Raw genomic sequence first — 6,403 nt, 5'->3', positions numbered from 1 at the left:
ATTTCGATCCCTGAATATAAAGAAAAAACCTATCACATTGTGCTCTCGATCGATGTCGGAAATACCACCACCGACTGCATTATCACCGGTACAAATCTTGAGTCCGGGATTACGTATCTTATCAATAGAAATGTTACTTTGATGAATCAGGTTAAAATTCCCAAAACTATACCTAATGAGGAAAAATTCGGACAAACGCTTGATGGCATCATTCTTTCAAAAGAAGCTGTCGAAAACCTGGTAAAAGATATTATTACGAAAACGGTTAGTGCATGTAACCTGGATCTGCAAAAAGAACTGGACTATGCGGTCCATTCTACGGGAATCGTCGCGGAATGGGAGTCTCCAGACCATATAAATAATTACCTGGGTTCAATTACGAAGGGATGCCTTGATGCAGGTATTTCCATGTCAAAGATGCGACCTGTGATGACGAAAAATTCACTTCCTGAAGATGATCGAAGATATAGCCTTCTTGATAAAGTACGATATGACGGTTCGATTGCGGGAGTCATCCCGGCAACCGGGATTTCAGGTGAGGATTTAATAGCAAATGATATGGAAGGAGATCTTTCCCTGGCTGGAATAAAACAGGGAGCAAAAAATACGCAGGTAGATTTTAGAAATCCTTGTCTCTCTCTGGACATGGGTACCATCCTTGATGGGCGGATTACCGAGTATGTACCAAAGGATAGAAAAAATCCCTATGCCCGAACCATCGGATGTTTCATAGGGCTCGGTGGTGCTATCGCAGATACCCTGGTAAAAGGGACCGGAAAGGTGGATAAACAGTATGGAAATGCTCAGGAATTTTTAGGAGATGAAATTACAACCGGCTTTTTTTCGAAGAAAGAATCAGTAATCAGTAAAAAATACTCAGAACAGATTCATAACCTGATTCAGGTCGAAATAGTACCACATCATCGGAAAAAATACGGCCAGGTGCCCATTGATCCTCAGATCGCAGAGAATGAAAAAATTTCCATAATCGGAGTTGATTGTGGAGATGATTTCTCAAATTATCACAATCTGCAAGAGATAGGGGGAGAACTCTTTGAGAGCCACGGTCTGAAGATATTCACTGAAGTAGTGGATCGTGTATGTGCTCAGCTCGCTCTCCGAATGATTGATCTAGCCCACAAAGAAGGACTCATTCATCAGAATTCAGCAATCGGATTCTCAGGGAGAGCGATTATGTCTGGAAGAAAACCAGAGTATGTGCTCGAAGGTATAATGGAGACGAAACTCTTTCCTGACCCCTATGAACGGGTTATCTTTGTGTCAAGTGCACTTCCCCGGGGAGCAGCAGTAATGGCCCGTTGTGTGGGATGCCTTGGAAACCCGAAACAACCACTTGGCGGGTGTCGGGGAGAGGGATGCATCCTTGGTCGGAGAAAAGCATTTCAGGCAATGTAATAATAGAATCTGCGGTTAATGTTGCCGGAATGTCGAAGCATCATCACCGAAAAAAATTATCAGGCACAATAACTCAAAAGATCCACTCCTGATACAGAGTTTTCAATGATCACCATTTTTAAATCCCCTGCTCGGTACAATAGAGATTGTACTTCTTTCAATCTTCTGTTCGATTGAAGATTTCATCCGATCTATTATGTCCTGGACTTCACCCATTTTCCGATCATCATCAAACTCCAGGAATATTTCAATATACACATTATTTCCAGATAATCGGGATTTCATTCCATGAAATGCAATATATTCATCGAAAAATTCAACGAGATCCTGCAGAATTAGAAACTGAAAGGATTCATCAATGGTCTTATCAAGAAGATCCTGAAATGATGATTTTATGATATGGTACCCTGAGAGGAAAAGAATTATTCCAATAAGAAGTGATGAAATCGGGTCAAAGAGCCATGACCACCAGAATTCATGGAAAACCAATGAGGCGATGAGGGTCCCAATAACAAGTGCATCTGATATGGCCTTATTTCTGAAAAGTCTCCATTGAGAATCCATAATCGGAGAAGCATCTATTTTTGCAATCCGGTGACTCTTAAGACAAGTCCGGGTATTAGCACAGATCGAGATACAGTAGATACCTATTCCTAAAAGAGAACCCCCGATTTGGATCGGTTCAGGTGCCAGAATCCTCCATATCCCGGAATAAAAAACAATGAAAAGAGAGATAAACATCACAACACCGGTTATAAAACCGATGATCGTTTCGAACTTCCCCATACCATAATCGTAGGTTCCGGATTTTCCCTGTGAAACTTTTCGCAGAACTATCCACGCCAGAAATGTCGCCAGGATCTCATTTCCATCTTTTACTACATCTGCAAGCATGGTAACAGATCCGGATAACAGAACAGCAGCAATATTCGGAATCCAAAGGATGAGTGCGATAATTACACTTTGAAAGACCGTCTTTTCTTTCGAATTCAAGGATATCTGTTCTGATGCAGAGTTGTGTTCCATGATTTTAAAAAATTGATAAATTATTTACGCAAAGAGTTTTGAAACGGGGAGGAGATTATATTTTTGAAATGGGTTTATTCTAACCTCATCCCCATTCGAAGCAAAGGCCAGATCAGCAGGACCGGCATGGTCCCGATACCCACCATCATCCATTGCAGGAGGGTTAACGGGACGGTATCAAAAACCATTCCACCATACTGAACGATCAGGATCTGAATACAGACAATACATCCCATGATTCCAAAAAAAACCGGGTTCCCCCTGAATATTGAAGGCATAATCCCATTTATTCCCCTGCAATTAAATCCATTCCAGACCTGTGCAATCACAAATGCTGAAAAAAAGGCTGTTGCCTGTTCCTGCGGAGTTGTCATAAATGGAAGACCCAGTATCAGACCGGCTATTCCAACTGCAATATAAATTCCGGCAGTAATGAGAATTGCCCACTTCATGTATGGCGTTATCACCGAAGCAGTTTTTGGAATGGGTTTTCGCTTCATCAATGCAGGATGCGGTGCTTCAGAACAGAGAGCCAGAGCCGCAAGTGAATCCATGATAATATTGATCCAGAGTAACTGAATAATGGTAAATGGGGGAGATACTCCCAAAAGTGGAGCGATGAAAGTCAGAATAGCAGCAGCAATATTGATAGTGAGTTGAAAGACCAAAAACCGCTGGATGTTTTCAAAAAGTGCACGTCCCCACCAGACTGCACTTTTTATCGTGGGGAATGAGTCATCAAGAAGAATAATATCACTCGCCTCCCTGGCGATCTCAGTTCCTGCAATTCCCATGGCAAATCCCACATCTGCATTGCGAAGGGCAGGAGCATCATTTGTCCCATCTCCGGTAACCGCCACTACCTCTCCGTTTGCCTGAAGGGCCCTGACCATCAGAAGTTTATCATGAGGGTCTGACCTTGCCAGGACCTGGATAGCAGGAGCAATTTCCCGGCGTTTCTCTTCAGATAATTCCCGAAATTCAGGACCGGTCATGACGATGCCGGATGTAAGAATTGCTGTCTCCTTCGCAATAGCTGCAGCGGTCTCAGGGCTGTCACCAGTCACCATTTTTACCGTAATCCCTGCATTACTACACGATTTTACCGCTTCATTCACATCAGGCCTGACTTCATCGCGAATTCCTACATACCCATCCCACGTGAAACTGACCGGTTCGGTCTCACCGGGTTGAAGTTCCCCATGAGCAAAGGCTAAGGTACGCATAGCCCTGCCGGCAAGATGGTGCAGATGACTCAAATCAGGAGCAGGGGTACATGTTGCACTGATGATCTCGGGTGCTCCTTTTACCAAGAGCAAATACCGGTGACCATATGGTATGATAGTGGTCATCTGCTTTTTTTTCGAAGTAAAAAAGTCCTGATGTTCTACTAACCAGGCATTACGGATATCCGGATACCTGATTCCGGACCGGTGGAGCCACCTGAGAAGAGCCCCTTCAGTAGAATTTCCGATGGTGATCACCCTTCCCTCTTTCTCATCCAGTTCTGCGGTACTATTTACAGCAGCATTCAGGGTGATCCACTCTGATGGGGTGGAGGGAATATTCGTTGTCATCTCCGGGACTTCAATAGAGGCTGCAGCAACCTCCATCTGGTTCATAGTGAGTGTGCCGGTCTTATCGGTACAAATGACCGTCACTGATCCCACGGTCTCACAGGCGATCATACGTCTTACCAGGCTTTTAACCCGGGTCATTTTCTTCATGGTTAGAGCCAGGGAGACCGTAACACTTACTGGAAGTCCTTCAGGAACAGAAACAACAATAATAACAACTGCCAGCATACAGGCCTGTAAAAAAAATCCAAAAACCTCAATCGGAGATTCAGGAGGAACACCGAGGAAAAATCCCTGGATTAATACCAGTATGATGATGAGACCGGCCATTATATATCCGAATTTGCTGATCAGATCTGCAAGATCTTTCAACTTCAGCTGCAGAGGAGTTTCCGGCCTTGTTCCTTCAATAAGCGATGATGAAATCTCCCCCATCTTCGTGTTATCACCGACTGCAGCAGCAATCATGGTACCTCTTCCTGCGGTGATGTACGATCCTTTCATGACTTCATCATCAGAATTTTTCCCAACCGGTTCACTCTCTCCGGTAAATGCCGACTCGTCAACTTCAATATCTGATGCAACACGAAGATATCCATCGGCCGGTACCTGGTCCCCGGCCTCAAGAAGAATATAGTCACCAACGACAACATCCCGCATCTGAATACTGGTAGGACTTCCGTTTCTGACGACCTTGACTGAGGTATCCTCGCGCATCGCGTACAAGGCCTCAAATTCACGATTGCTTTTGTATTCTGTTAAAAAAGCGATGCTTGTCGCCAGGATTACTGCCAGTGCGATTCCAAGGGTATCAATGAGACTGTTCCCTTCTATCAATGCAACGATAGCAGAAAGGGTAACCGCGACAAGAAGAATACGGATTATCGGATCATTGTATTTCTCCAGATACTGTTTCCAGACCGGAATGTGTTTCGGTGGGGTTAATTCATTTTTTCCATATGTTTTCTGCGATTCAATGACCTCTTCCCAGGTTAGTCCGTCATTGCCATAGTGAGACATCTCCTCCAAGGGGATCATGATACTACCTGATTGGCGTACAGCAACATCAGAATGTTGGTAAGGTCAGGGTTGAGGAGGACACGTGTACCATCCTGGTTAATCTTCTCTTGATTCGCTCTATTCATCAGCATCATAATCAGTTTTACAGATCTCCATGTGAGAACCCAATGACCAAATAACTCTCTAATCTTAAAAAGGGGTGCCATGATGCTGCTCCACTATTCAGTCATTCCTGTTCTCCCCTTTCTGGTCTCTCTCACTTTTCACCTGATCAAGTGCACGTTGAAACGCCTGAACCAGTGGAAGGGGAGTATTCCGGTTAAAGGCAAAGTAATAATCATGGGATTTCAAAGTATACGTCTGCTGAAGAGCAGAAGGATTCTTTGCGTACCGGGCTATCAGATTCTTTCCAGGATGTTCAGCATATGCCCACCCATCAAGAGTTCCATTTTCAAGAGCCTGGATCAGGATTTTTGCATCTGATGACAGCAAAGCATCCCGGTATCCCACATCTGCCAGATCAAGGGCAGCGATATCATCGGTGACCGCCCCGATGCGAAGGTCTGTAAGATCACCGGGTGTGGTAATTTCCGGTATATTTGAGACATGGCTAAAGATAACATTCGATTCGGTGAAGACCGGTCCAGCCCAGGAGAAGAGTTCCTCCCGTTCAGGTGAACGGGCCGTTGAAAAAATGACTGTTCCGGTCTGGTTCATGGTCCTGCGGTACCCCTCATCCCATGAGCCAAGACTGATCTGGCCTCTTGAAAGGTTCACATCCAGTCGTTTGAATACTTCAGCCAGGACATCTACCGATGTACCTGCAGGAGTGCCATTCAACAGGTAGTTGAACGGGTAATACTCTTCAGTATAAAATTTCAGGGAGGAAAGGCCTGAAACCGGGTTGTATGCACTCATCACCTGATCCCGCTTACTCATACCCCCATCTGCCGGAGGCAGGGATATCCGATCAAGTCCCTGCTCAAACCTGTTCAATAAGTCTTCTGGTGTATCCTTGTTGAAGGCATAATACAGGGGAGTTGAATCCATACGATAGGATATCCGGTATGTTTCAGGGGTTCCATTCCTCTTTTTGATAAAATACTCACCGGCAATATCTCCAGAGGTTACCAGATCAATCTTCTCCGCTTCAAGGAGCCTGAAAAGTTCTGTGGGATCCTGATTTGTTACGATATTTTCGGAATTTACCCCAAGTTCACTCAATCGTTCCGCTGACACATCTGAAGTGACCGCCCCAATTGTATAATTCCGAAGTTCTTCTGAAGAGGATATCGTAATATTACGGGAACGAAGTGAGAAGAGCACGATGTCATATGTAGCAAAGGGACCAACCCAGCGATACT

At 44.6% G+C, this 6,403-nt stretch carries 4 protein-coding genes; 1 reads left to right on the top strand and 3 read right to left on the bottom strand.

The genetic code is table 11. The features are described from left to right. On the top strand, positions 1-1,416 hold a 1,416-nt coding region (locus tag LUQ50_RS07950), incomplete at its 5' end, for a methanogenesis marker 14 protein (protein ID WP_300038831.1). 102 nt (positions 1,417-1,518) lie between these two features. On the opposite strand, the gene LUQ50_RS07945 is transcribed toward LUQ50_RS07950, so the two are convergent. The 3 genes from LUQ50_RS07945 to LUQ50_RS07935 form a co-directional block, all read right to left on the bottom strand. Further along, positions 1,519-2,409 carry a cation diffusion facilitator family transporter gene (locus tag LUQ50_RS07945; protein WP_300038828.1) on the bottom strand — a complete coding sequence of 297 codons (891 nt, stop codon included), beginning with the start codon at positions 2,407-2,409 and terminating at the stop codon, positions 1,519-1,521. A 107-nt stretch (positions 2,410-2,516) separates the two neighbouring features. Then, the gene (locus LUQ50_RS07940) at positions 2,517-5,057 is read right to left on the bottom strand and encodes a calcium-translocating P-type ATPase, PMCA-type (protein WP_300038823.1); all 2,541 of its coding nucleotides are present in this window, start codon (positions 5,055-5,057) and stop codon (positions 2,517-2,519) included. A 204-nt stretch (positions 5,058-5,261) separates the two neighbouring features. Continuing rightward, on the bottom strand, positions 5,262-6,403 hold a 1,142-nt coding region (locus LUQ50_RS07935), incomplete at its 5' end, for an ABC transporter substrate-binding protein (RefSeq protein ID WP_300038820.1).

Origin of the sequence: Methanospirillum sp. (assembly GCF_028679455.1) — an archaeon.
In the GTDB taxonomy this organism is placed as follows: Archaea; Halobacteriota; Methanomicrobia; order Methanomicrobiales; family Methanospirillaceae; genus Methanospirillum.
This window is presented reverse-complemented; position numbering and strand designations above follow the sequence as displayed.